Origin of the sequence: [Pseudopropionibacterium] massiliense, assembly GCF_900607225.1 — a bacterium.
GTDB classification, from domain to species: domain Bacteria; phylum Actinomycetota; class Actinomycetes; order Propionibacteriales; family Propionibacteriaceae; genus Arachnia; species Arachnia massiliensis.
The window spans coordinates 2,465,457-2,490,351 of sequence record NZ_LR027842.1; the positions used below are offsets into that span (position 1 = coordinate 2,465,457).

Annotated in this window: 22 protein-coding genes and 1 tRNA gene; 14 read left to right on the forward strand and 9 right to left on the reverse strand. The window is 65.0% G+C overall.

Translation table 11 applies throughout. From position 1 onward, the window contains the following. Positions 1–146: 146 nt before the first annotated feature. Positions 147–866: a hypothetical protein gene (locus E0E39_RS10990; protein ID WP_130874772.1), complete on the forward strand. Its 720-nt coding sequence runs from the start codon at positions 147–149 to the stop codon at positions 864–866. On the opposite strand, the gene E0E39_RS10995 is transcribed toward E0E39_RS10990, so the two are convergent. The 3 genes from E0E39_RS10995 to groL all read right to left on the reverse strand — a co-directional run bounded on the left by E0E39_RS10995 (position 847) and on the right by groL (position 4,141). After that, a complete protein-coding gene (locus E0E39_RS10995; protein ID WP_130874773.1) occupies positions 847–1,377 on the reverse strand; it encodes an NUDIX hydrolase in 531 nt (176 codons plus the stop codon). The two genes, E0E39_RS10990 and E0E39_RS10995, sit on opposite strands and share 20 nt — an antisense overlap. Then, positions 1,374–2,081, reverse strand: coding sequence for a copper homeostasis protein CutC (locus tag E0E39_RS11000; RefSeq protein ID WP_130874774.1), 708 nt, complete (start codon positions 2,079–2,081; stop codon positions 1,374–1,376). Before E0E39_RS11000 ends, E0E39_RS10995 begins: the two co-directional genes overlap by 4 nt. A gap of 428 nt (positions 2,082–2,509) precedes the next feature. Beyond that, complete coding sequence (groL, locus tag E0E39_RS11005) at positions 2,510–4,141, reverse strand: chaperonin GroEL (protein ID WP_130874775.1); 1,632 nt, start codon at positions 4,139–4,141, stop codon at positions 2,510–2,512. A gap of 466 nt (positions 4,142–4,607) precedes the next feature. On the opposite strand from groL, the gene E0E39_RS11010 reads away from it, so the two are divergent. Beyond that, on the forward strand, positions 4,608–4,955 hold the full coding sequence (locus E0E39_RS11010) for a GNAT family N-acetyltransferase (protein ID WP_130874776.1): 348 nt from the start codon (positions 4,608–4,610) through the stop codon (positions 4,953–4,955). A 76-nt stretch (positions 4,956–5,031) separates the two neighbouring features. Here E0E39_RS11010 and E0E39_RS11015 read toward each other — a convergent pair whose 3' ends face one another. Next, positions 5,032–5,298: a DUF3263 domain-containing protein gene (locus E0E39_RS11015; protein ID WP_130874777.1), complete on the reverse strand. Its 267-nt coding sequence runs from the start codon at positions 5,296–5,298 to the stop codon at positions 5,032–5,034. A 175-nt stretch (positions 5,299–5,473) separates the two neighbouring features. On the opposite strand from E0E39_RS11015, the gene manA reads away from it, so the two are divergent. The 4 genes from manA (at position 5,474) to E0E39_RS11035 (ending at position 8,068) form a co-directional block, all read left to right on the forward strand. Then, positions 5,474–6,652, forward strand: a complete 1,179-nt coding sequence (gene manA, locus E0E39_RS11020; protein WP_130874778.1) for a mannose-6-phosphate isomerase, class I — start codon at positions 5,474–5,476, stop codon at positions 6,650–6,652. Positions 6,653–6,713: 61 nt separating this feature from the next. Then, positions 6,714–6,789 (forward strand) — tRNA-Thr (locus E0E39_RS11025). A gap of 50 nt (positions 6,790–6,839) precedes the next feature. Further along, entirely contained in the window at positions 6,840–7,394 is a 555-nt protein-coding gene (locus E0E39_RS11030) for a hypothetical protein (RefSeq protein WP_130874779.1), read from the forward strand. A gap of 65 nt (positions 7,395–7,459) precedes the next feature. After that, the gene (locus tag E0E39_RS11035) at positions 7,460–8,068 is read left to right on the forward strand and encodes a class I SAM-dependent methyltransferase (protein ID WP_130874780.1); all 609 of its coding nucleotides are present in this window, start codon (positions 7,460–7,462) and stop codon (positions 8,066–8,068) included. Here the strand turns inward: E0E39_RS11035 and E0E39_RS11040 are convergent. Together E0E39_RS11040 and E0E39_RS11045 are read right to left on the reverse strand one after the other, a co-directional pair. Then, the gene (locus E0E39_RS11040) at positions 8,055–8,795 is read right to left on the reverse strand and encodes a DedA family protein (RefSeq protein WP_130874781.1); all 741 of its coding nucleotides are present in this window, start codon (positions 8,793–8,795) and stop codon (positions 8,055–8,057) included. The two genes, E0E39_RS11035 and E0E39_RS11040, sit on opposite strands and share 14 nt — an antisense overlap. Before the next feature lie 425 nt (positions 8,796–9,220). Further along, complete coding sequence (locus E0E39_RS11045; protein ID WP_165444749.1) at positions 9,221–9,934, reverse strand: restriction endonuclease; 714 nt, start codon at positions 9,932–9,934, stop codon at positions 9,221–9,223. 814 nt (positions 9,935–10,748) lie between these two features. Here E0E39_RS11045 and E0E39_RS11050 point away from each other — a divergent pair. From E0E39_RS11050 to pflA, 6 genes are all read left to right on the forward strand, one after another. Next, on the forward strand, positions 10,749–11,846 hold the full coding sequence (locus E0E39_RS11050) for an ABC transporter ATP-binding protein (RefSeq protein WP_130874783.1): 1,098 nt from the start codon (positions 10,749–10,751) through the stop codon (positions 11,844–11,846). Positions 11,847–12,047: 201 nt separating this feature from the next. After that, positions 12,048–12,962, forward strand: a complete 915-nt coding sequence (locus E0E39_RS11055) for an alpha/beta hydrolase family protein (RefSeq protein ID WP_130874784.1) — start codon at positions 12,048–12,050, stop codon at positions 12,960–12,962. Between the two features lie 129 nt (positions 12,963–13,091). Continuing rightward, the gene (locus tag E0E39_RS11060; RefSeq protein ID WP_342770198.1) at positions 13,092–14,288 is read left to right on the forward strand and encodes a trans-sulfuration enzyme family protein; all 1,197 of its coding nucleotides are present in this window, start codon (positions 13,092–13,094) and stop codon (positions 14,286–14,288) included. 176 nt (positions 14,289–14,464) lie between these two features. Beyond that, entirely contained in the window at positions 14,465–16,570 is a 2,106-nt protein-coding gene (locus E0E39_RS11065) for a pyruvate formate lyase family protein (RefSeq protein ID WP_130874785.1), read from the forward strand. 28 nt (positions 16,571–16,598) lie between these two features. Further along, complete coding sequence (gene grcA2 / locus E0E39_RS16635; RefSeq protein WP_130874786.1) at positions 16,599–16,850, forward strand: autonomous glycyl radical cofactor GrcA2; 252 nt, start codon at positions 16,599–16,601, stop codon at positions 16,848–16,850. Further along, entirely contained in the window at positions 16,851–17,750 is a 900-nt protein-coding gene (gene pflA / locus E0E39_RS11075; protein ID WP_130874787.1) for a pyruvate formate-lyase-activating protein, read from the forward strand. Between the two features lie 957 nt (positions 17,751–18,707). On the opposite strand, the gene E0E39_RS11080 is transcribed toward pflA, so the two are convergent. Further along, on the reverse strand, positions 18,708–19,022 hold the full coding sequence (locus E0E39_RS11080) for a hypothetical protein (RefSeq protein ID WP_130874788.1): 315 nt from the start codon (positions 19,020–19,022) through the stop codon (positions 18,708–18,710). A 24-nt stretch (positions 19,023–19,046) separates the two neighbouring features. Next, positions 19,047–20,138, reverse strand: a complete 1,092-nt coding sequence (locus E0E39_RS11085; protein WP_130874789.1) for a hypothetical protein — start codon at positions 20,136–20,138, stop codon at positions 19,047–19,049. 375 nt (positions 20,139–20,513) lie between these two features. Between E0E39_RS11085 and E0E39_RS11090 the strand changes: the two genes are divergently transcribed. Further along, positions 20,514–21,347 (forward strand): nucleotidyltransferase domain-containing protein, encoded by an 834-nt coding sequence (locus E0E39_RS11090; RefSeq protein ID WP_130874790.1) that lies wholly within the window; start codon positions 20,514–20,516, stop codon positions 21,345–21,347. An 803-nt stretch (positions 21,348–22,150) separates the two neighbouring features. Here the strand turns inward: E0E39_RS11090 and E0E39_RS11095 are convergent. Beyond that, positions 22,151–23,146, reverse strand: coding sequence for an NADP-dependent oxidoreductase (locus E0E39_RS11095; protein WP_130874791.1), 996 nt, complete (start codon positions 23,144–23,146; stop codon positions 22,151–22,153). 377 nt (positions 23,147–23,523) lie between these two features. Between E0E39_RS11095 and E0E39_RS11100 the strand changes: the two genes are divergently transcribed. Further along, complete coding sequence (locus tag E0E39_RS11100) at positions 23,524–24,894, forward strand: DUF4032 domain-containing protein (protein WP_130874792.1); 1,371 nt, start codon at positions 23,524–23,526, stop codon at positions 24,892–24,894. Position 24,895: the final 1 nt, after the last annotated feature.

Genomic DNA, 24,895 nt, shown 5'->3' on the forward strand with positions numbered 1-24,895 from the left:
ATATTCGTTTCAAAATGAACAGTACGCCGCGGAAAACTGCTCGGCACGCTCAGCAAACATCTGCGTATCAATCACTCAACCGCCATGCTCAGTGCCCCGGCGCCAAGCCGTGGGAGGCCGCTCCTCGCCCCGCTACTCTGGTGGCCATGGCTTCCTGGACTGACGGGGCTGCTTATGCTCCACTCGAACGGCCAGACGGTTTCGCGACTCCCGAGACGGCTCCGCTACCCGTGGCCGAGCCCGCGCCACAGCTGACCCCGGGAGCCGTCGCGCCTCCCTCCGGTTTCGCGCCGATGCCATCGTCCGTGGCGTTGGAGAATCTTGGTAGGAAGGAAATCAGCCGCCGCAATCCCACGGCCCCTTTCGATGTGTCCTCCGCATTGATGATGGCGTACACGGGGTACGGGCCCCGTGACCCGAGGCAGCCCTTCGCGGTCGCAGCGATCCCCTCGTCCCAGGCCTCGTTGACGCCACCCGACCCGGCCTCCCGTCTGAACCTGCCGCCGAACCCGTATCAGCCGATGGGCGCGATCCCGTACCCGCCGGTCCCCCAGTACGGCCAGACCGCATCCGTCCCCATGACCCCGGCGCAGCGAAGCCTCCTGCTCATCGCCGGTGCCGCGTCCCTCCTGGGGGGGTTCCTACCCGCCGCCCTCCCCCTGCTCCTCGTGGCGGGCGGCGTCTTGCTGCTGCGTGCCGGCGCGACGGGGCGCCCGATAGGAATTGCATCCTTCGTCACGGGGAGCCTGCTGCTCCTGGCGATGCTCGCGAGGATGCAGAACCTGCTGACCGGGCTCGGCCTGTGGGTCGGGCTGGTCTTCGCAATCGCCTGCGTGGCAATCGCGCTCAGCTCAGCGCGGCGCTGACCCGTTCCCACTCGACCGGGTTCAGCGGCACCGTCGACTCCTCCCGGTCGGCCAGCGTCAGGGGATGGGCAGGATCGGCCATGACGATTTCGGCCACCCGCGGCGGCCAGACTTCTTCCGGCAGCGAGTCGAGCCGCCACCAGCGAAAACCCTTCATGCGGTTCTTCTCGGCCTCTGTCCAACCCAGGCTGCTCGGCTCGAAACGTCGCACCCGTGCGAGGAAGAAAAGATCGTCCTGCACCCGGATGCGATCGGAGTAGCCGTGACAGGCCCGGCCCCGCGCCACCGGGCCGACGAGATCGGCAGGAGTCAGCCGCAGCCCGGTCTCCTCCTCCACCTCGCGGCAGGCAGCCTCCGCGGGGTTCTCCTCGTTGTCGATGCCGCCGCCCGGCGTCACCCACCAAGAGGATCCGGGGATGCCGGGGTCGGAATCGTTCAGCAGCAGCACCTCCTCGTCCGCGATCAGCAGCACCCGGGCGCCACGACGCAGTTTGAGGGGACGGGGTTTCACCGCGACCTCCTGGCTGCGACCGTCTGCTCGTCGATCAGCTCCCGCCAGGTGCGAACCAGATCGGAATCGACGTAGGCCTTGTAGCTGCCGCCGGGCCGGGCGGACCCACCGATGTGGAAGGCCCGCACCCCGGCGCGGACCAGCCACGGGACGTGCTCGGGTCGCAGCCCTCCCCCGGCCATGATCACCCGCGCGATCCCCGGGCTGGAGCGGGCCCGCTCCAGGAGCTCGTCGAGTCCGTGCTCGACACCGCGGGCCGAACCTGCGGTGAGCACCTGGTCGAGGCGCGGCAGGGTGGCCAGGTCCTCCCACGCGTCGTCGAAGTCCAGACAGTTGTCGACGGCCCGGTGGAAGGTCCAGGGGAAGTCACCGTCGGCGACGAGCGCGTTGCACACCTCGAGGTCGATGCCCGCGTGGCCGTTCAGGAACCCCAGCACCACCCCGTCGGCGCCATCGTCCAGGTAGGAGGCGATCAATCCCCGGAGCCGGACGAGTTCGCCCCCGTCGGTGCGGAACCCGGCTCGCAACCTCACCATGGGGCGGATCTGGATGGAGGTCGCGCGACGCACCTTCGCCACCATGGCGGGTTCCGGTGAGAGCCCGCCCTCGTCCAGGGTGCCGAGCAGCTCGACACGATCGGCCCCGCCCGCCTCGGCGCGCTTCGCGTCGGCCGCGTGCAGCGCGATCACCTCAAGCAGACCCATGCCCCTAGTCTGCCGAGTCCTCCTGCATCCGGTCCACACGGGGTAATCCACGTATTCCCCGCCCAGCCGATGCTGGGTGCCACGTGCTTCGCGGGCAGCGATGAAAAACAGATTTGATTGAACGCCGGAGGCATGGGTCTGTGCCACGGGTTTGCTCACAGGTAGAGCACCGGTCAGCAAACTCCTTGGTCAACGTACACGTGACGACAGCCACCCCGCTGTCGGAGCACCGGCCCAACCGCACACCGACTCTGTCCCCGCACGCCAGCTCCACCCCCTGAACGTTGGCCCTCCGGTGTAGCGCCGGCCCTGTGGTCGAAGGCCAGCGCTACAGCGCAGGCACACGACCGGAGGGCTGGCGGAACAGGCCGGGGGTGAAGTCAGGTGGGGCCTCCCGCAGGAGACCCCACCTCGTCGGGTTCGAGCGATCAGAAACCGCCCATGCCGCCCATCTCGTCCATGCCCGGGGCGCCGGCAGCGGCGGGAGCCTTCTCGGGCTTGTCCGCGATGACGGCCTCGGTGGTCAGGAACAGGGCCGCGATGGATGCGGCGTTCTGCAGCGCCGAGCGGGTGACCTTGGCCGGATCGATGATCCCGGCGGCCACCATGTCGACGTACTCGCCGGTGGCGGCGTTCAGGCCGTGGCCCTTCGGCAGCCCGGCGACCTTCTCCGCGATGACGCCGCCCTCGAGGCCGGCGTTCGTGGCGATCTGGCGCAGCGGGGCCTGCGCAGCGGCGAGGACGATGCTCGCGCCGACCTGCTCGTCGTCGTCCAGGCCCTCCACCTTGGCGGCCTTGGAGGCCTGCAGCAGCGCGACACCACCACCGGGCACGATGCCCTCCTCGACGGCGGCCTTCGCGTTGCGGACGGCGTCCTCGATGCGGTGCTTGCGCTCCTTCAGTTCCACCTCGGTGGCGGCACCGACCTTGATGACGGCCACGCCGCCGGCCAGCTTCGCCAGGCGCTCCTGCAGCTTCTCGCGGTCGTAGTCGGAATCGGAGTTCTCGATCTCGCGACGGATCTGGGCGACGCGACCCTCGATCTGGGCCTGTTCGCCACCGCCGTCGACGATGGTGCACTCGTCCTTGGTGACGATGACCTGGCGGGCCTTGCCCAGCAGGTCGAGGGTGACGGCGTCGAGCGACAGGCCGACCTCCTCGGAGATCACCTGGCCACCGGTCAGGATGGCGATGTCGCCCAGCATGGCCTTGCGGCGGTCACCGAAGCCCGGGGCCTTGACGGCGATGGACTTGAAGGTGCCGCGCAGCTTGTTGACGATCAGGCCGGCCAGGGCCTCGCCCTCGACGTCCTCGGCCACCACCAGCAGCGACTTGCCGGACTGCATGACCTTCTCCAGCACGGGCAGGAGGTCCTTCAGCGAGGAGATCTTGGAGTTGACGATCAGGACGTAGGGATCGTCGAGGGTGGCTTCCATCCGCTCCGGGTCGGTGACGAAGTACGGGGAGATGTAGCCCTTGTCGAAGCGCATGCCCTCGGTCAGTTCGAGTTCCAGCCCGAAGGTGTTGGACTCCTCGACGGTGATCACACCCTCCTTGCCGACCTTGTCCATGGCCTCGGCGATGATCTCGCCGACGGTGGGATCGGCGGCGGAGATCGACGCGGTGGCGGCGATCTGCTCCTTGGTCTCGACGTCGATGGCCAGTCCGGACAGTTCCTCGGCGATGGCGGCGACGGCGGCCTCGATGCCCTTCTTCAGGGCCATCGGGTTGGCGCCCGCAGTGACGTTGCGCAGGCCTTCGCGGACCATCGCCTGGGCAACGACGGTGGCGGTGGTGGTGCCGTCGCCGGCGATGTCGTCGGTCTTCTTGGCGACCTCCTTGACCAGCTCGGCGCCGATCTTCTCGTAGGGGTCGTCCAGCTCGATCTCCTTGGCGATGGAGACGCCGTCATTGGTGATGGTGGGGGCACCCCACTTCTTCTCGAGCACGACGTTGCGGCCCTTGGGGCCGAGGGTGACCTTCACCGCGTCTGCGAGGGTGTTCATGCCCCGCTCGAGGCCGCGGCGAGCCTCTTCGTTGAATTCGATGAGCTTTGCCATGGTGTTTCGGGAATCCTCCCGTCCAGCCGGGGCGGGGCCCCGGAATCCTGTTGTCTTGTTCGGTAGGAACAGTGCCCGCGACGGACGGCCCTTGGCCTCACCAACCCTACCGGTAGCACTCGGAGGTCCCGAGTGCCAACTACATTTTTAGCACTCCACCAGGGAGAGTGCAAAGGACATGCGTAGAATTCCCGGACATGACCCGCCCGGCGCAGGATCCGGGCCGACGACCCCGTGAGCACGGCGACAGCGGCTGTCCGCTTCGCACAGGCCTGCAGGCATCGGGCGGCCCCACACCGGAGTCGCCCCACAAGGGTTTCGAGACGCTGTCGAGGAAGGACCGGGAACCAGAAGGATGAGGACACTAGCGAGAATCCGTCCCGCCGCGGCATCCGACTGTCCCGCGATCCTGGAGGTCATGTTCTCAACCTCGGTGAGCCGTGAGTCGAGCTGGTGACTCAACACCGTGGAGTCCCTCGAGGCCAGGCTTGCTTCCGGCGGGGGTTTCGTCGCGGAGGTCGACGGCCGGGTGGTCGGGTGCGTCATGCATGTCGTCTCGGGCACGGACCTGGTGCTGCGCGGCCTGGCGGTGCGGCCGGAGCTCGGTGACCGGGGTATCGGCACCGCCCTGGTGGAGGCGGTCGAGGCCGGGGCGCGGAGCCGGGGTCTTCCCCGGGTGCTGCTGGCCGTCAGCGCCTCCAACCTCGAGGTCTGCGACTACTACCTGCGTCTGGGGTACGTCGTGAGCGATGAGCCCTATGCGCACGCCGTCCCGGGGCGTCCGGCGCCGGTGGTGTTCACCAAGGAGCTGTGACCCGGTCCCCCTGCCCGGGCTGTGATTCAGGGCAGCACCACCACTGTGATCAGGTCACCGGTGACGGTCCTCATCTTCAGCCCCGGAGCCTGCGTGCGGAGCGGGCGGCCTGGCGCTGGGCGCGCTGGCGGCGCAGCCGCTTGACCAGCAGCGGTTTGTAGCCGAGGGCCGCCGGGTCGTCTATGAGCGTGTTGAGCCGCTGGTAGTAGCGGGTGGTGGAGCAACCGAAACGCTCCATGATGGCCTGTTCCTTGGGAACCTCCAGGGTGAACCAGCGTTCCTCGAAGTCGAGCATTGCGGCGTCACGCTCGGCGAGCGGGGTTTTCAGGGCGGCCTCGGTCATGGTGCCATGCTACGCGATGGCTGCCGTCCCGAATCACACACGTGTGATTCGGGACGGCAGGACGGGTGTCGTCGAGTTTCCACGAAATGCCTGCGACTCGGCAGATTGTGCAAGAGACTTGGAGCAACCCGATGTTCCGGGTTCACTGGTATGACACGTCCATCTGGAGGAAACGATGCTGGAACTGATCGGGGTACGCCAGCGCTACCCCTGGGGCACCAAGGACGCCATCCCCGCCCTTCTCGGCCGGGCCGCCGACGAGCAACCGTGGGCGGAACAGTGGTTCGGCGCCCATCCGCTCGGCGACTCCCCCACACCGGATGGTTCAACCCTCTCGGAACATCTGGCGCAGGACCCCGACCGGCTGGGCAGGGCCTCCGTGATGACCTTCGGACGTCGGCTGCCGTTCCTGGTGAAGGTCCTGTCGGCCGCCTCGCCTCTCAGCCTGCAGGCCCATCCCACCCGCCAACAGGCCCGCGAGGGTCACGCCCGCGAGTCGCTGCTGGGAATCCCCCTGAACGCCCCCGAGCGTTCCTTCAAGGACGACTGGCCCAAGCCCGAGACGATCGTCGCCCTGACCTCCTTCGAGGCCCTGGTTGGGTTCCGTGACCCCTTGGTGACCGCCCAGTTGTTCGAGGCCCTCGGAGTCGGCGACGCGCTGGCCTCCGTGATCGGTCCACTCCGTGACCGGAATGGCTCACCCGCCATCCAGGAGGTTTTCCTCGACGTCCTCAGCCTCGGCGACCGCCGCCACCTCGTCGACGAGGTACTGGGAGCCGCTGTGAACCATCTCGACGCGCCCGGCGAGCTCGGTGTCTTCGCCCGCACAGCCGTGGAGATCGACGAATTCTTCCCCTCCGACCCGGGAATCCTCGCGGCGCTGCTGCTGAACCGTTTCTCCCTCGAACCCGGCCAGGCGCTAGCGCTGGCCCCCGGCGTGATGCACAGCTACCTGCGCGGCACCTGCATCGAGGTGATGGCCAACTCCGACAACGTGCTGCGTGGTGGCCTGACCGCCAAGCACATCGATGTCGACGCGCTCCTGCACGTCGTCGATTTCGCCCCGGGTCCACGCGATGTGCTGTTGCCGAGCGGATCGGACGGAACCTACATCTACCCGACGAGCTTCGAGGAGTTCGAGCTGTGGCTGCTGCAACCAACTGACAGCGGCACCCTGCAGATCCCACGCGGGGACTCGGGCAGAATCTGCCTGGTCGCCTCGGGATCTTTCGAACTGACCGGCGACGGTGATCCGGTCGTCCTGAAACCCGGGCACGCCGTTTTCGTGGCGGCCGAGGAGGCAGTCGTGGCGCGTGGTGAGGGACGGTTGTTCGTGGCAGCGACGGGAGTTTGACCTCCCCTCCACGACCCCGACTTGGCCACTTCGTTTCATCCGGGCACAATTGTGCCCGGATGCCTCCGTAGCTCAGCGGCCAGAGCGCTCGCCTTGTAAGCGAGTGGTCGAGGGTTCGACTCCCTCCGGGGGCTCCACTGCTCGCCGGAGCTGGACGTCCCGGGGTTCTGCTGGGCGATACTGGGGCATGACTTCCAAGGATGCGGTTCCCGAACGACCCGGCTGGCTGATCCTGTCCGCATGGTGTGCCTTCCTGTGCACGCTACCCTCCGCCCTGTGGCGGGTGGCCATGATCATGGGGTGGCTCCCGGGCACCTCGGAACTTCGCAGTCGGGAGCTGGAGCAGGATGCCATCGGCGGCTACCTCTACGTCTACGCCCTGAGCATCGTCCAGATCGGCTTCGGTTTCCTCACCGTGGGGTTGGTGCGCCCCTGGGGTGAGCGCATCCGTGGCTGGACGATCCCGCGCATCATCCCCACCCTGCTCGGGATCCTCGGGGGGCTGGCGGTCACCTGGATCTTCAACATCGCCATGGTCTCGGCAATCGCCTTCGGTCTGCGCCCCGACGGGGGAACCGTGAGCGGCTGGCCCTTGGCGATCATGGTCTGGTGCTACCTTCCCCTGCTGCTCTGGGGGCCGCTCGCGGTGCTGTCGGCGTGTGGGTACTGGTGGGTGCGCAGACCCCCGAGACTCGCCGCTTCCCGAGCGGCACGGGCGGAACCGGAGGACTCGAAACGGTGAGGATGAGACCCTGCCCACGCATGTGGCTTCGACATTCGGGCCGACCCCGAGCACAATGAGCATCCATGAGTCCTGAGCCGAGCAAGTGGGCGCGCATGATCGCCGCCGATCCCGACCACTCCCATCGCTACATCGAGCGTTTCAAGATCATGGAGGCGGCCGGGCACGACCTCTACGGCGAGACCCGCACAGTGGATGCCATGGCGCCCCGCGCGGCCCGAATCCTGGACGCGGGGTGCGGTCCCGGCAGGCACGCGGGATGGCTCTTCGAGCGCGGTCACCACGTGGTCGGGGTGGATGTCGATCCCGTCCTGATCGCCGCGGCGCAGGAGGATCACCCGGGCCCGACCTTCCTGGTCGGTGACCTGGCGGAGCTGGACCTGCCCGCCCGCGGCGTCGAGGCGAACTTCGACATCATCCTGTCGGCCGGGAACGTGATGGGTTTCCTGGCGCCCTCGACCCGTGTCGAGACCCTGCGCCGATTCAGGGACCACCTGGCCCCCGAGGGCCGGGTGGTGGTCGGTTTCGGTGCGGGACGCGGCTACGAGTTCACCGATTTCCTCGAGGACGCGCAGGAGGTGGGTCTGACCCCGGAGCTGGCCTTCTCCACCTGGGACCTGCGTCCCTGGCGGCCGGGCAGCGACTTCCTGGTGGCCATCCTCACCGCTTCCTGACGGATTTCCCGGGTTTCAGGATCGCGGAGCCGAGCACCACCACCAGCAGACCGATCGCGACGTAGGTCGCGATGCGGGCGTAGGCGTCGAGCAGGCCGACCACCGGTTCCCCGATCTGCCATCCAAACCAGAAGTACAGCGCCAGCCAGAACCCGCCCGCCAGGAAGTCGTAGAGGAGGAAACGTTTCAGGCTGAGCCCCGTCGCCCCGGACAGCACGAACACGACCGGCATGATGGGCAGCGGGATCGGCAGGTAGGCGATGATGAAACCCCAGGGGCCGAGCTTCTCGGCCCATCGCACGGCCCGGGCGTAGTTGCGCGCCGCGCGTTTGCTGCTCCCCGCCCAGATCTCGATCATGCCGTGACCCCACAGCTTTCCCGCCCACCAGTAGATCCAGTCGAGCTTGATGCTGGACAGGGCGGCGACCAGCAACACCACCGGCCAGTACGGCAGCCGCCCGACCCCGGCGAGCGCCCCGCTTGCGGCGACGGACACCCGTCCGCCCGTGATCATGGCGAGCACCTCCGTGGCGGAGCCGAACAACCAGCCGCGCAGCGGAAGCATGGCCAGGCCGTAGACGCTGTAGACACCGATCCACACCATGCACGCGATGTCCGCGCGCCCCGGTTTGTGCTTCCACGGCATGCCGTCGGCCTGCCACCATTCCTCGGCGGCTCGCTCCCCACCCTCCGGGGGCTCCTCGGTGGTTTCGGATTCCTCTCTCACCCGCCCGATGGTACGCGAGGGTTTCCACTGATCCCCATCCTTGGCCACAGTATTCCTGCCGAGGAGGCTTGTTCACGGCCTCTCGAAGCTGGTTGAGCCGGACCGCGACGAAGGAGCAGGCCACCTCGAAGCCACCAGAACCCGCCGCAACTCCCCGGACACGACCAGCAAGGGTTTCGAGGCGGCTTCCACCCCTCGAGACCTTGGCCACAGCCCCTCACCAGAGGATTCCGCTGGCCGATTCCCCACCCGTGAACAAGCCTCAAGTCCTGCCACGAAAGGTTGTCGGCCTGCCAGGGGTGCACGTTCGAATGGGACACCGACCCCGCTGCGAGCGATGCTCTCGACTCGAGCAAGTCGCCAAGGGCTCATGGCCCGCCTCGACCAGTCTACGGGCGGCCTATGCCCCGAGCCGCTGGTGGTGCTCAGCCCAGAAAGGTGTGGACGTCCCGGATGTCGGCGGGCACGCGCGAAAGATGGTCCTCCAGCGACAACCGTGTCCGCTGCGCCGTTGCCACCGGAGCCGACGGACAGATCCCCCAGGCACGGCTGCACAACGCGACCAGGGCCGAACCGTCGACCAGTTCCATACCGACTTCCCGGGCATACGCAATCGCTTCTCCGGAGAACGTGGCCGTGGCCACCAGGATGAGGTGGTCGGCCCCTTCCACCGCGTTGGCCCCGAAGAGTTTCTGAAGGATGGGAGGTCCAACAGAGTTGGCCGGTTTGAAGCACTTGCACTCGACCAAGGTCTTCTGACCGTCCCGGAACATTCTCAGGTCGAATCCACCGTCCGCCACCGGAGGAGTGATCTCCACCCGATACCCGAGACCGTGGTACAGCTCCGCACAGAAATACTCAAACTGCGTCGGGTCACCGGCAAAACGCTGATGGAGATCGTCACCGACGCTCTGGGACGATCGCGCGCGATCATGAAAATTGAGCCGGTTGAGTTTGTCCGCCTCCTCGCTCGACAGGGCGATCGCGTGGCCTCTGGACCGCAGCTCGATGACGAGATCGTAGAGGCGAATAACAGAGCGGGAGACGAGACGCCAGCGTCCCAGCTCGAGCACCGAATGGCCTTTGACCACCTCGTTGTTCCGATACCTGCGATCCCTCGTGCCATCCTTCTTCGCCATTTTCCACCGCGGATACACCAGGACGAAAGCCCCTATTCCGCGAACTTCCTTGGCAGGTTTTGCCCGGATTTCTTGCGGAAGCCGAATCCCGAGTTCGGCTCCAGCCCGTGATCTCCGAATTCTGGCTCGAGTCTCCCGGAAGATCCACGACATAAACCACAGGAGCAGCAGACCGACGGCACCCAGCCCGGCCGGGACCAAAACCGGCATGCCCGCCGCCAGAAAATCTCCCACGAACTGATTGAGCACGTTCCCATTCCCCCCGGACGTCTTTCAAGCAGAAGAGCGTATCCGACCGGGTTCCCGGATGTGATGCCCCCTCGCGTTTCCCGACTCCTGCTCCTCCTGCGCCAATACAGCGGCATCACGTGGCCAACCAGGCAGCACGACCGGCGCCCCCAGCACCGACCCTGTCCGAGTAGGTCGCAGGGCACGGCGGCTTCCACCGCACACCGCATGGCCGGGGGACGTCCCACGAAGGGCCAGGGGCTCCAGCACGTCGCCCCGCCGAACTGCCCATCGGCCCGGACGCACGAAGCAGCGGATCTCCGCCCACGGGAGGCCACGTATCCGGCGACGGAGCCGGCCACCCTCCCGCAGGACCATCGCCGGCCGTGGACACCGGTTGGATCTGGAGGTTTTCCGGTACGCCCGGTCGCCGTCACGGAAATCTTCGAAAAATGAAGACACCCATCATGCCTCGGGGTCCCTTACACGGGGAAAGAGGCGGCTGTTACCCTGTTCTGCGAGGAAGAGTCACTTCCACCACTACGGATCGTCGGGCACGTACCTGCCCGTGGAAAGGAAATGTGGCATGGCCACTGTCAGCTACCGTGAAGCCTCGCGCATCTACCCCGGCTCGGATCGCGCCGCAGTCGACAAGCTCGACCTGGAAATCGCCGATGGCGAATTCATGGTCCTCGTCGGCCCCTCCGGCTGCGGCAAGTCCACTTCGCTCCGCATGCTCGCCGGCCTCGAAGAGGTCAACTCGGGCTCGATTTTCATCGGTGACCGCGACGTCACCGACCTGCCACCGAAGGATCGCGACATCGCGATGGTCTTCCAGAACTACGCCCTCTACCCGCACATGACCGTCGCCGACAACATGGGCTTCGCACTGAAGATGCAGAACGTCCCCAAGGCGGAGCGGGAGAAGCGGGTCAAGGAGGCCGCCCACCTGCTGGGCCTCGAGGACTTCCTGTCCCGCAAGCCGAAGGCCCTCTCCGGTGGTCAGCGGCAGCGCGTCGCCATGGGCCGCGCCATCGTGCGCCAACCGCAGGTGTTCCTGATGGACGAGCCCCTGTCGAACCTCGACGCGAAGCTGCGCGTGTCCACCCGCACCCAGATCGCCGCGTTGCAGCGGCGCCTCGGTGTCACCACCGTCTACGTCACCCACGACCAGGTGGAGGCCATGACCATGGGTGACCGGGTCGCGGTGATGAAGGACGGCATCCTGCAGCAGGTCGATTCCCCGCTGGCCCTGTACGACACCCCGAAGAACCTGTTCGTCGCGGGCTTCATCGGCTCCCCCGCCATGAACCTCATGGAGGGCAACGTCGTCGACGGCGGCGTCCAGATCGGCGACTACGTGGTCCCGGTCGCCCGAGAGATCCTCGCGAAGGCCGAGGGCGAGAGCACCCTGACCCTGGGCATCCGCCCCGAATCCTTCAGGATCGCCACTGACGGCCAGGGCATCGGCCTGGACATCGCCGTCGTGGAGGAACTCGGCGCGGACTCCTACCTGTACGGCACCCTCGCAGGGCTGAGCGAGGACGAGCTCGTCGGCGCCCAGCAGATCGTCGCCCGGGTCGGCGCCCGCCAGGCGCCCGCCAAGGGGGACGTGGTGCGTCTCGCCGCCGATCCGGAGAGCGTGCACGTGTTCAGCAACGCCACCCAGGAACGCATCTCCTGAGGTACCCGAGGCGAACGAGGTCCTGCGCCCCACCCCGGGGGGCGCAGGACCTCGTTTTCTCATTCACCGGGCCGGGAACCAGCCGGAGGCCGTCCGGGGCGGAACCCGGTTCCTCGCACCGATTCCCGGGTCACGCCCGTCGATCCTCTCGTCACCGACGACCACGAAGCGACTCGCCTCGAACAGGAATCTGGAGAAGCAGTGAGAAGAAGAACCGTCCTGACAACGACCCCGCTCGCCGCGGCCGGGATCCTTTCCGGGACCGGTTCGTGTTCCCCCGGCAATACATCCACCCCATCAACGAACGGAACCCCTGCACCGACCGGTTCCCCGGAGAGGACCGGGGCATCCCCGGGAGCCACGTATTCCGTCAGCACCCAGGAGCTGAGTTTTCAGAGCTCGGGAAACCACATCCACGGTGAGATCAGACGACCCGATGTCGAAACTCCCTGCCCCGTCGCAATAATGAGCCACGGCCTGGGTGGAAACCACACCCAAGGAGCGCAGGGACAGGATTTCCTCGCCCAGCACGGGGTGGTCGTCTACAGCTTCGATTTCGCCGGAGGAGCGGCTCCCGGCACCTGCCGGAGCGAAGGCGCCACCACCGAGATGTCGGTTCTCACCGAGGCGCAGAACCTCCGGGACGCGCTCACGCAGATCAGGTCGCTGGATTACGTGGATGCCAACCGGGTTCATCTCGTCGGAACCAGCCAGGGAGGCGTGGTCACCACACTGGTCGCGAACGAGAATCCCGCCGGGGTTCGGGGCATAACCCTCCTCTGCCCGGCCTTTTCGCTCTTTGATGACGCCCGCAGGCGTTTCGCCAACGAATCCGACATCCCCGAGACCTACGACCTGCTGGGTCTCGTCGTCGGACGGAAATACTTCACCGACATCCGCGACATGAACATCTACGGACACATGTCCAATTTCACCGGAACTGTCCGGATCTTCCACGGAACCGCGGACAGCGTGGTGCCCTTCTCGTATTCGGAGCGCGCCGCGGGCACCTTCGCCAATGCCACCCTCACCCCTTTGGACGGCGAGGGGCACAACTTCAGCGGCCGGGTCCAGGAAACCGTCGCCGGTGCGATCCTGCACATGGTGAACGGTTGATCCACGAATGCGGTCCGGCCACCGCCGTTCCCGTGCCGCACCGTTTCCCCATCCTTCGACGGCGACCACGCCGGCACCGGGACGAACCTGCTGAGATGTTCCTCCGGAACACGGCCGGGGTGCGATAGCTTGGGGGCGGATCTGACGGCCCTGCAGCAGGAGACACCCATGGCGGAACTCGGCACCTGGACCCGGGCGATGCGCTCCGGACTCGGAACGGACACCTCCCACAGGGCGGTCGTGCCCCCCATTCATCTCTCGACGAACTACGTCTTCAGCGCTCCCGGGGAGCCGGGCGACTATGACTACTCCCGCGCGGGCAACCCCACCCGCGACCTCCTCTCGAACGCTCTGGCGACCCTTGAGGGAGGCGCGGCCGCCACCGTGGTGGCGACGGGCCTGGCGGCGGTGACGCTGCTGGTCGAGAAGCTGGTCCCGGTGGGCGGCGTGGCGGTCTGTCAACACGACTGCTACGGCGGCACCTGGCGACTGTTGAACCACCACGCCACCCGGGGCCGTCTGGAAGCACGTTTCGTCGATTTCAACGACCCCGTGGCCTTCGCCGCTGCTCTCGACGGCGCCTCGATGGTGCTGGCCGAAACCCCGTCGAACCCGCTGCTGCGGATCACGGACCTGGGAGCCGTCGCGGAGGCCACCCATGCCGCCGGCGCGCAGCTGGTGGCGGACAACACCTTCTGCTCCCCCCTGCTGCAGCGCCCCATCGATCTCGGCGCGGATCACGTGCTGCACTCCACCACCAAGTTCATCAACGGCCACTCCGACGTGGTCGGCGGTGCCGTGATCACCCGCGACCCCGAGACCGCGGAACACGTGGGCTGGCTGGCCAACGCCCTCGGCCTGACCGCCAGCGCCTTCGACTCCTACCTGACGCTGCGCGGGCTGCGCACCCTGGATGCCCGCATCCGGATGCACGCGCTCAACACCGAGGCCGTGGTCGGGGCGGCGCAGGGACACCCCGCGGTGGCCGCCCTGCACTGGCCGGGGCTGGCAACCCATCCGGGGCACGAACTGGCCGCCAGGCAGCAATCCGGTTTCGGCTCGCTGCTGAGCATCGACCTGGTGGGTGGTCGCCCGGCCGCTGAACGTTTCCTGACGGGACTGCCCATCTTCCACCTCGCGGAGTCACTGGGTGGGGTGGAGTCGCTGATCTGCCACCCCGCGACCATGACCCACGCAGGCATGAGTCCCGAGGCCCGGGCGGTCGCAGGGATCGGCGACGGGCTGCTGCGTCTCAGCATCGGTCTGGAATCCGCGGAAGACCTGGCGGCGGCTGTTTCCGAGGCGTTGGAGAGGGCACGGGGATGACGCCGCGCCGCCCCTTTGAGGTTGTGGGGTCCAGCTTGGCTAGACTAGCTGGACAATTGATACACAAACCGCTCATCCATGACACGAAACACTCACCATCACGCCGTGGTCGCACGTGACGTTCCACCCGTCGGCACGGCACCGCCGATGGCCCACGTTTCAAGGAAAGAGGCCCCATGACCCTCCTCACGGAAACCATTCCCGAGAGCCCTTCACCAACCGATCCCTGGGACGGTTTCGTCCCCGGCCCGTGGCAGGAAACGATCGACGTCCGGGATTTCGTCCAGCGGAACTACACGCCCTACACGGGCGACGCGTCGTTCCTGGCCGGTCCGACCGCCAAGACGCTGCGAGTCTGGGACACCCTGGAGAAGGACTACCTGTCGGTCGAGCGCGCCCGCCGCGTCTACGACGTGGACACCGAGACCCCAGCAGACATCGACGCCTTCCCCCCCGGTCACATCAGCGATGACGACGACGTGGTCGTCGGCCTGCAGACCGACACCCCGCTGAAAAGGGCGATGATGCCCAACGGCGGCTGGCGCATGGTGGAGACCGCCATCCGGGAGGCCGGCAAGGAACCCAACCAGGACGTCAAGGACATCTTCACGAAGTACCGCAAGACCCACAACGAGGCGGTCTTCGACATCTACACCCCCCGCATCCGCGCCGCCCGCTCCGCACACGTGATCACCGGACTGCCCGATGCCTACGGCCGCGGCCGCATCATCGGCGACTACCGCCGGGTGGCGCTGTACGGGGTGGACAGGCTGATCGAGTTCAAGCAGGCCGACAAGGCCGCCGTCGACGCCGCGCCGTTCTCGGAGCACTGGGCGAGGTTCCGCGAGGAGCACGCCGAGCAGATCAAGGCTTTGAAGAAGCTCAAGGCCATGGCCGCCAGCTACGGCTTCGACATCTCCGGTCCGGCCAGCAACGCGAAGGAGGCCGTGCAGTGGACCTACTTCGGTTACCTGGCCTCCGTGAAGTCGCAGGACGGCGCCGCCATGAGCATCGGCCGGTTGTCGGCTTTCTTCGACTGCTACTTCCAGCGTGACCTCGACGCGGGCCTGATCACCGAGGAGGAGGCCCAGGAGATCATCGACGCCCTGGTGATCAAGCTGCGGATCGTGCGTTTCCTGCGCACCATCGAGTACGACCAGATCTTCTCCGGCGATCCCTACTGGGCCACCTGGTCCGACGCGGGCATCGGTGAGGACGGCCGGCCCCTGGTGACCAAGACGTCGTTCCGTCTGCTGCAGACCCTGCGCAACCTGGGTCCCGCCCCGGAACCGAACATCACGATCTTCTGGGATCCGAAGCTGCCCAAGGGATACAAGGACTTCTGCGCCGCGATCTCAATCGAGACCTCGTCGGTGCAGTACGAGGCCGATGAGCAGATCCGCTCCCACTGGGGGGACGACGCCGCCATCGCGTGCTGTGTCTCCCCGATGCGGGTCGGCAAGCAGATGCAGTTCTTCGGGGCCCGCATGAACGCGGCCAAGACGCTGCTGTACGCCATCAACGGTGGCCGCGACGAGATGAGCGGCAAGTTGATCGTTCCCGGCCACGAAGGGGTCGTGGGCGATGGCCCTCTCGACTTCGACGACGTGTGGCTGCGCTACGAGAAGATGCTCGACTGGGTGGCCGCCACCTATGTCGAGGCCCTCAACATCATCCACTACTGCCACGACCGTTACGCCTACGAATCGATCGAGATGGCGCTGCACGACTCCGACATCGTGCGCACCCTGGGTTGCGGAATCGCCGGTCTGTCGATCGTGGCGGACTCGCTGTCGGCCATCAAGTACGCCACGGTGACCCCGGTGCGTGACGAGACGGGCCTCGTCGTCGACTACATCACCGAGGGCGACTTCCCCACCTACGGCAACGACGACGACCGGGCCGACGAGATCGCCGCAGCCATCGTCCACACGGTGATGAGCAAGATCAAGGAGATTCCGCTCTACCGTGACGCCATGCCGACCCAGTCGGTGCTGACCATCACCTCGAACGTGGTCTACGGCAAGGCGACCGGATCCTTCCCCTCGGGTCACAAGGCCGGCACCCCGTTCGCGCCGGGCGCCAACCCCGAGAACGGTGTCGACAACCACGGCATGCTCGCCTCGATGCTGTCGGTGGGCAAGCTCGACTACTCGGACGCGCTGGACGGCATCTCGCTGACCAACACCATCACTCCGTCCGCCCTTGGCCGCACCAAGGACGAACAGGTCGACAACCTCGTCGGAATCCTCGACGCCGGTTTCGTCCCCGAAGGCTGCTGAAATCACCAACCCGAACCAGGAGAAGAAAATGGCAATCAAAACCTTTGACGAGCGCGTTTCCGACATGAAGGCGGCTCGTGAGGCCCGCGGCGATGTCCCCGGCCTGTTCCACGCCAACATCAACGTGCTCAACCGCGAAACCCTCGAGGACGCCATGGAGAACCCGGAGAAGTACCCGAGCCTGACGGTGCGGGTCTCCGGCTACGCCGTGAACTTCGTCAAGCTCACCAAGGAACAGCAGCGCGACGTGCTGTCCCGCACCTTCCACCAGGGTTCCTGAGTGACCCAGACGACGACATCGACCGCAGCCGACGGGGTCACGGGCGAGTATCGCCCCCAACCAGTGACGTTGGAGACCCCCCGGCTGCGGGCCGGTGGTTTCGGCGTGGCGGGCATCGACGTCACCGACGATCTTGAGCGCCACGATCAGCTGGAGCAGGTGCGCTCCGGCGAGTTGGCCTCCATGCACTCCTGGGAGCTGGTGACCGGTGTCGATGGCCCCGGTACCCGCATGACGGTGTTCCTCTCGGGTTGTCCGTTGCGTTGCCTGTACTGCCACAACCCCGACACCATGTTCGCCGCAAAGGGCCAGCCCGTGCGACTGGAGGACCTGGTGGGTCGGATGAAGCGGTATCGGACGATCTTCCGCACCACGGGAGGTGGCCTCACGGTCTCGGGCGGCGAACCCCTGATGCAGCCCGCCTTCGTGGGTCGGCTGCTGCACGAGGCGAAACAACTCGGTATCCACACCGCGATCGACACCTCCGGTTTCCTCGGCGCCAACGCCTCCGACGCACTCCTGGACGACCTCGATCTGGTGCTGTTGGACATCAAGTCCGGCATTCCCGAGGTGTACCGGAGGGCCACCGGCAGGGATCTGCAACCTACCCTGGACTTCGCCCGGCGCCTGTCCGAACGCGGCACCGAGGAGGTATGGATCAGGTTCGTGCTGGTCCCGGGCCTCACCGACGCCGTCGAGAACGTGGAGGCGGTGGCAGGGATCGTGGAGCAGATCTCCGTCGTGACGAGGGTGGAGGTGCTGCCCTTCCACCAGATGGGGCGCGACAAGTGGGCGACACTGAAGCTGCCCTACAAACTGGCCGACACCTCACCACCATCGAAGGAACTGACCGAAAGGGTCAGGGATCAGTTCCGGACGCGGGGATTAGCCACCTACTAATCCGCAATACACTGATCACCCCGGGTCGCCGCGAAGGCGGGAGGTCGTCGACAGCCACCGTCAGGCGCGTGCCAACCAAGAAATTGACTGGCAGGCGGCACCACGCATACGGGTAAGCCTCCAGACGTCAAAACCAGCTATTCGAGAGAAGAACAAGCACACCGTTCATGGAGGCGCTTATTCATGACCTCTCCGAAGCTGGTTGAACCGGACCGCGACGAAGGAGCAGTCCACCTCGACACCACCCCGTGGGTATCTGAGGACTCAGGGGGCCGAGTGTGTTTCTCGGCTCTGCCGGGTGGTTTCGACACAGCCGTTCGCTGGCGCTCACGAGCTGGCTCAACCAGCAATCCTGTGAATAAGCCTCATGGGATACAAAGAGGCTTATGCATAGCGACGCGTCGACCAGCGAAACCCCTAGTCAGAGCGCACTTGCGGATGGCTGTGAATAAGCCTCAAAGGATTTCAGGCCTTTGGGTCATCATTGCGACTTCGCCACGTCACCCAGGCAGCGTAGGCGCAGATCGGCATTCCTATCAAAGAACCTCCGAAAGACATGTAGATCGGATTGTGCCTCGTTGTCCCATTTTTTTCACTGACGTAATAGCTTGCGAACTCAACAAGATTTGGAACCGTCCAGGCCAAGCAAGCGGCAAAAAGCGCAAAAGCCCACACGAACGATATCCAGAGGTACCGACGACTCTCACGCACACCACGCATCCCCATCTGGATAACCCAGTGAATGAGAATCGCCCCCCCCACGGCAAAATAAGGGAGCGCAACGCTCAGGGCGGCAGGCCTCGTTGCGACACCGGACAACGCAAAGCCGCCCAAGAACGTCAAGAATATCCCGAGAGTGCGCAACAAGAACCGCCCCCGCCGCCCACCGACCCGAGAAAGAAAACTCATCGCATCTCCCACCCCGGAACATGAAGCAGCGCGGATCTCCGCACCGAATCAGCCATCAGACCGACCCTCGTCCTCCGGAACAACCTTCAAAAAGGAAAGCGCATCGATCCCGGTTTTCTCCACAGCCACGATCTGCTCACCCAGTTTACCCAGGAAATCAGGATCCTTCAGAACATTTTCTTGGCGTTCCTCGAAATATCTCGAGGCGAGAAGATCCTTGATCGATGCACGCCCCTTCAGGATGTCATCGATCAGCTCGGCATCCTCGGGAGGAGCATCATGTTTCAAGCTTTCGAGCGACTCCCTGAGAACACGGTCCGCATGCGAACCGACAGGAAAAGAAGAGAGAATTCTGGGCGACATGACAATCTTCCAATCATACAGAAGTCAGGGCTGAGGAATTTTGTGTTCAGGAACACCAGACGCGCCGACCAAACCTAGAATCACAGTGATGGCAGCCGACGCTTGCGTGGTGGCATTACCGAGTGTATCAATCACCGCATAGACAGTAGCCGCCGCTGCGACAAGTGCCGTTGCCGCGGCACCACCCCCGAGAAGCGCCCCGACACCAGTCCAAGAGAACGTGACCCCCGCCGCCGCCGAGGCAGCAGCTACAATCAGGAGATCCACGATGGTCTGCAACATTCCTGCGACGCTGAAACCGTAGGAATACATGCCGTCTGCAATTACTATGTACTGGTCCCCTGCATCGTCAAGAATCTGCTTCAAGCCCATTATTGCGTTACCAGTTGTGGTGTAGCAATCGCGAGCATTGAATGCCGCATCTCCAAGCCATCCCTCCGGAACGACCGACCACGCGCTATTCACCAATCTATCGCCAAGATTGTAATAATAGGACCCCAGAGCAGAAAGTGCGACACCCGCCTTGCTCACCTTCTCCCAATCACCGCTGAGAGATTTTGAAATTTCATTGAATACGTCCAGACCAGTCTGTCCGACGAGCTGTTCATAGACCCAGTTGATGGTGCTGTTGATCCACGCCGAAGGGGAGATCCAGCTCCCAACATATCCCAAAGTGTTCAGCCAATCAGCAAAATCTTTCTTTGGCTGCACTTCATCGTTGAGAGGAGAAGTGACATGTTCTGCAACGTCAGTTGCCGCACTGGTCAACTGCTGATCAGTTATACCTCCGGGCCAATTTTTACCTTCAAAGCTGCGTACATTGTTTGCTTCGGTTGTTTCATAGGAGGTAATGATGGCCCCCATCCGCTCCCAACCATTTTCACCCAGCGCTCTTTCGCAATCCTGCCTCCATGACGCAAGAGCACTCTCAACCTGTTCGGTCACCCTAGCAACTTCCATGAAATTATCTCCCGCGGAGTCACCAGGCTTGACATCAATATTGGAAACAACGAAATTCGAAGCATTCCACGGCCCCCACTGATATGTGGTATTGCACATACCCAGCAGACGCTGCTTAAAAACCGCAAGATAGTCGAAATCAACTTCGATCGTCACACTTCCTCCTGCACAATCACATCGAGAGACGCGCTCCCGACGGAAATGAACTCTAGCAAGCTCTTGGTTCAGTTTAGCACTCCCAAAGATCATCCGTGAAGCTTGTAAAAGCCATCCTCGAGCGCACTTTGACCAAGGGCTGCGCCCGTCGCTGCACCGCCTGTGAAGTGAGCCCTCCTCGTACAGTGGACGGCAGATCCAACCAGAGACCCCGCCCTGCCCGGACTCCTCGAAGACCACGAACAGGTCGGTGAAGATTGTTCGCCCGGGTCTGCTCACTGCTCATGACCCAGACATCGAGCTACCCACCCAACCCTCTTTGCCAACCCGCGGTGTGGGGCCGGACGAGTCCCGCACCGTCCCTATGATTCACACATGATCTGTACCCTCACCGACGATTTCGACGCGGCAACCGTCGAGAGGATCCAGGCTCGTTTGGACGGGGTGGAAAGCGACCACGGCGTCCGAGTGCTGTGGGCGGTCGAGTCCGGAAGCCGCGCGTGGGGGTTCCCGTCCCCGGATTCCGACTACGACTGCCGGTTCTTCTATGTGCGCCGCCACGACGACTACCTGTCGCCGTGGCGTCCACGAGACGTCATCGAAACCCCTTTGGACGACGTGCTCGACGTCAACGGGTGGGATCTGATCAAGGCGATCCGACTCGCCGCGCGCAGCAACGCCACCGTCCTGGAGTGGTTGCGTTCCCCGTTGATCTACCGTGGGCAGCCCGCGTTCGCCGAGGAGCTGCCGAACGTGTGCCGCGACGTGGTGGACCACGAATCGATCCGGCGCCACTACTTCCACGTCGGCCGCGCTCACTGGAACCGTTCGGGTGCCGCGGAGGGTGGTGTGGTCTCCCTGAAGAAGCTGTTCTACGCCATCCGCCCCGCGGCCGCCCTGCACTGGACACGCACGCTGGGTTCACCGGTTCCCCCGATGAACTTGTCGGCCCTGCTCGACGAGGCGCCCCCGGCCGAGGACGTCGTGGACGCAATCACCACCCTGGTCAGGGCCAAGGCGGCCACCCGTGAACTCGGGGAAGGCATCACCCCGGAACCCATCCGCCGGTTCGTGCTGCACGAGTTCGGCCTGGTCGCCGAGACCGGGGCTAAGCACCTGGGGTCTGAGATCCGGGACAGGGCGTCCGCGGCCTTCACCGAGCTGCTCAGGCGATTCGCACCGGCGCCCATCTCTACCGTACCGGCTTGATCTGCACCCTCACCAATGAGTTCGATGCGACAAGCGAGCCGCTTGCTCAACCGGTTTACCGGGTTATGCCGGAACAGACACAGCAAGGCCCGGCAGCCAACGAGCGGGTACGATCACGTGTCCCCAGTCCTCGATCAAAGAGGTTTGTTCACAGGATGCTGGTTGAGCCAGCTCGTGAGCGCCGGCGAACGGCTGTGTCGAAACCACTTGGCGGCCGAGAAACACACTCGGACCCCGGAGGCCTCGGATACCCACGGGGTGGTGTCGAGGTGGACTGCTCCTTCGTCGCGGTCCGGGCCAACCGGCTTGCGGGAGGGGAGCTTGGCCGGACCAGCACCCCATGAACAAACCTCAAGCGAGGACCGCTTGCCTGACCTGCTGGTGCGCACGAGCACCCATGATGCGACGACCAGCACCGCCGAGACCACGACGACCGGGAGTGTTCCTCTGGCCCAAGGAGGCCGGGACAGCCCTGCGCCTGCAGCACCGAACCCGGTGAGCACGATCCCCTCGACACCTGGGAGACAGGCTCTCTGCCCTGAACAGCAACACAAAGGACATGGCCAGGCCGGCCCCCAGCACTATTCCTGGTGCCCCAGAGATGGCCACCGTGAAAAGAAAAAGCGCTGACAAAGCGGTCTTGTCGCTATTCATCCCAGCTCCTGAAATGATCAACAGTTGCGATCGGGTTGGAGTGGTTCGACGGCCCTGATGGCTGATACTGCGCCATCGCCCATCTGCATGGTAGGCCTCACAACCTGGCGGTCTCGCGACAGGCGATGGTCATCGTGCGGGTGCGGTCATCATGATGTCGCAAGATTGACGACGAGTTTGCCGCGGACATGGCCTGCTGCGAGCTCCCTGAACGCATCGCGCACGGCTTCGATCTCAAAGGGAAACGTACGCGCGAGGACCGTCTTGACGGCTCCGTCCGCCACCAGTCCGGCGACCGCCTCGAGATCCCCGGGACGCGCATGCCGAGAACCCGTGAACCGGGCGCCACGAAGGATTACCCCCGGTGAGGGGACGAGGGTTCCGACCGCTGAGCCACGCAGGCCGAGAGAGAGTCCGAGCTGAACGTAGTCCCCGCCGTAGCAGTCGAGCAGTTTCGTGACGGGGCCGGGCGAAGCGGCGAGGATTCGATCCCTGATTCCGGCGCCGTACGCCACGGGAACGATCCCGAGCGAACGCAGGAATTCAGCGTTGCTCTCCCCCGCGATGCCAACCACCGTCGCGCCGCGATGTATCGCGAGCTGTGCGGCCAGCGAACCGACCCCACCGGCCGCGGCGCTGATGACGACGACGTCGCTGCTCTGCACATCAAGTTCACGCAGGGCGCCGCAAGCGGTCCGCGCGACGACGCCGAGCGCCGCAGCACTCTCATGGCTCAGCGGCTCGGGCTTGTGAACGACATCCCCTACAGGGACCACGAGACGCTCGGCGAGCGAGCCGCACTTCGTCCTCGTCCCCGGTGCGCCCCTCAGGGTTCCGAGGACGGTATCGCCGACGGCGAAGCCGTCAACCCGGCTGCCCACCGCGTCGACAATCCCCGCGAAATCGCGTCCCACCCGCTTCGGGAAACTGGGCGAGAACCACTGTGCGGGCTTGGACAGGGCATCGATGAAACCAACGACTCGCAAGGCACGGGAACCCCCGAAGACCTTCTCGTCCATCGGGTTGAGCCCCGCCGCCTTGACGACGACCCGGACCTCGCGGTCACCCGGCTCTTGCACGGGAGCGTCGACCATCTCCAGCACATCGGGACCCCCGAAACTGCGGTACTGGACGACTCTGATCATCACGTTCTCCTCGCTGTCGCGTGTACGTCCAGTCACCACTCGACGTCCTCCACGAGCGGCGACAAACTACTACGGTGACAATATAATATGATTTCCATATCACATGGGAGTGTTCATGAGCGAGGAGAGCGCGGCGGTTCCACCTCAAGGACACCGACCTCGCGGTACTCGACACTCTGCACCAGATAGACCCTCGGAGACCGACCGGACGGACCTGCACCGATCCTCGGTGGGCGACGCCCGATCGAAGGAATGCACACCACAGTAACGGCCGGGCGCAGGTCACCTTTTCCTCTGCCGCAACTAGAACATCCCACAACGCGAGAAAAGAGCTCAAATGGGGTCCAATATCACAACAGAGCAGGTAATGTTGGTACGTGCCCAGATTCCTAGCTGCCAAGCCAGATGCAGCGCTGATCCGGCTGCCTTGGAACACGCCACTGGAGGCGTGGCCGACGCAGCACCTGGTGGCGCTGCCCCGAGGCATCTCCAGGCACGTGGTTCGTTTCATCCAGGTGGGTGATGAGATCCTCGCGGCCAAGGAGATCCTGGAGGAGGTGGCGGTACACGAGTACCGCCAGTTGACCGAGCTAAGACGCTTGGGCGTGCCGTCCGTGGAGCCCGTCGGGGTGGTTCTCGGACGGCAGAACAACGATCGTGACCCCTTGGATCCGATTCTGCTGACCCGGCACCTGCCGTTCTCCCTTCCCTACCGAGCGCTGTTCTACTCGGGTGTGAAGCTCGACACGGTGAACCGGTTGTTGGACGCGATGGTCGCACTGTTCGCCCGGTTGCACCTGACCGGTTTCTACTGGGGCGATGTGTCCCTGTCGAACATCCTGTTCCGACGCGACGCCGGCGAGTTCGCCGCCTACCTCGTGGACGCCGAAACCGGCGAGGTGCACCCCTCCCTGACCACCGGGCAACGTGCCCACGACCTGGACATCGCCCGTACGAACCTGTTCGGCGAGTTCTGCGACCTGGAGGCCGGCGGCATGCTGGATCCGTCGCTGGACCCACAGTGGCTGGTGGACACCATCGAGGAGCGCTACCAGAGCCTGTGGGCGGAGCTGACCGGGGTCGAGGAGTTCAGCGACTCCGAGATGTACCGGCTCGAGGGCCGGGTGCGCCGCCTGAACGCGCTGGGATTCGACGTCGCGGAAATCGACGTGCAGACCTCCCCGGACGGCCGAACCATCCGCATGCAACCGAAAGTGGTTGAAGCCGGGCACCACGCACGGCGCCTGATGCGCCTGACCGGACTGGACGCGGAGGAGCATCAGGCACGCAGACTGCTCAACGACATGGACACCTTCCGGGCGAAACTTCCCGGAAACATGAGCGAATCGGTGATGGCTCACAAGTGGTTGACTGAGGTTTTCGAGCCTGCCGTCAGCCGCATCCCGGCCCACATGGAGGGCAAACGCGAACCAGCGCAGTTCTTCCACGAACTGCTGGACTACCGCTGGTACCAGTCGCAGCGGGAGAACCGGGAGGTCTCCATCGAGGAGGCCGCCGCCGGATACATCGCGGATGTGCTGGCCACGCTGCCCGACGAGCACATGAGCAACGTGGAGCCCGTCGGACAGGAACTGCTCAACAAGTACGACCCCTCCCAGGGATTCGTGGACGACCAGTACGAAAAGCCCTACGACCCATGGGAGGACGGGGCCAGCGATCCGGCCATCCCCGTCACCTTCGGTTTCGACATCGACGCCCTGCGCGCCAGGGCGGCCAGGGATTCCTGAC

Excerpts from the sequence above, each read along its gene's own strand:
- E0E39_RS11050 (WP_130874783.1), top strand. The coding sequence starts at position 10,749 with ATGGCCACTGTCAGCTACCGTGAAGCCTCGCGCATCTACCCCGGCTCG.
- E0E39_RS11090 (WP_130874790.1), top strand. The coding sequence starts at position 20,514 with ATGATCTGTACCCTCACCGACGATTTCGACGCGGCAACCGTCGAGAGG.
- E0E39_RS11045 (WP_165444749.1), bottom strand. The coding sequence starts at position 9,934 with ATGGCGAAGAAGGATGGCACGAGGGATCGCAGGTATCGGAACAACGAG.
- E0E39_RS11035 (WP_130874780.1), top strand. The coding sequence starts at position 7,460 with ATGAGTCCTGAGCCGAGCAAGTGGGCGCGCATGATCGCCGCCGATCCC.
- E0E39_RS10990 (WP_130874772.1), top strand. The coding sequence starts at position 147 with ATGGCTTCCTGGACTGACGGGGCTGCTTATGCTCCACTCGAACGGCCA.
- E0E39_RS11015 (WP_130874777.1), bottom strand. The coding sequence starts at position 5,298 with ATGACCGAGGCCGCCCTGAAAACCCCGCTCGCCGAGCGTGACGCCGCA.
- E0E39_RS11000 (WP_130874774.1), bottom strand. The coding sequence starts at position 2,081 with ATGGGTCTGCTTGAGGTGATCGCGCTGCACGCGGCCGACGCGAAGCGC.
- grcA2 (WP_130874786.1), top strand. The coding sequence starts at position 16,599 with ATGGCAATCAAAACCTTTGACGAGCGCGTTTCCGACATGAAGGCGGCT.
- E0E39_RS11030 (WP_130874779.1), top strand. The coding sequence starts at position 6,840 with ATGACTTCCAAGGATGCGGTTCCCGAACGACCCGGCTGGCTGATCCTG.
- E0E39_RS11065 (WP_130874785.1), top strand. The coding sequence starts at position 14,465 with ATGACCCTCCTCACGGAAACCATTCCCGAGAGCCCTTCACCAACCGAT.
- groL (WP_130874775.1), bottom strand. The coding sequence starts at position 4,141 with ATGGCAAAGCTCATCGAATTCAACGAAGAGGCTCGCCGCGGCCTCGAG.
- manA (WP_130874778.1), top strand. The coding sequence starts at position 5,474 with ATGCTGGAACTGATCGGGGTACGCCAGCGCTACCCCTGGGGCACCAAG.
- E0E39_RS11095 (WP_130874791.1), bottom strand. The coding sequence starts at position 23,146 with ATGATCAGAGTCGTCCAGTACCGCAGTTTCGGGGGTCCCGATGTGCTG.
- E0E39_RS11080 (WP_130874788.1), bottom strand. The coding sequence starts at position 19,022 with ATGTCGCCCAGAATTCTCTCTTCTTTTCCTGTCGGTTCGCATGCGGAC.